The 330-nt window shown below is 49.7% G+C and carries 1 protein-coding gene; it reads left to right on the forward strand.

The genetic code is table 11. From position 1 onward, the window contains the following. A partial coding sequence (locus J7R12_RS08775) for a hypothetical protein (RefSeq protein WP_208439088.1) occupies nt 1-330 on the forward strand: 330 nt, incomplete at both ends.

The following is a 330-nucleotide window of genomic DNA, read 5'->3' on the forward strand; positions in this document are numbered from 1 at the left end:
GAGATTGCAGCCAAAAAAGATGTCACATTAGAGATGGTTGGCGCCGATGGTGATTTGAAAGTAGAGGCGCAGGGGGGGCTTTTATCGATTGCAGGCAAGGCAACATCTGGAGGCAATATGGAGTTGTCTTCGCTTGATGCTATGAAAGTTTCTGGTCTTGGTTCTGGTGCTGATATAGCTCTTGAAGCGGGTGGAGACTTGAGGCTTGAGGGGGTCGTGTTAGCTGAAGGAAACCTTAAGGCACATGCTGGTGGTGATATCCAAGCTGGTCTTTTAGCTGGTGGGGTTGATATGGCAGCAACGGGTGCTGCTGGTGTTGTTGTTCTTGGT

This window comes from Bartonella vinsonii subsp. vinsonii, from assembly GCF_902825235.1.
Taxonomy (GTDB): domain Bacteria; phylum Pseudomonadota; class Alphaproteobacteria; order Rhizobiales; family Rhizobiaceae; genus Bartonella; species Bartonella vinsonii.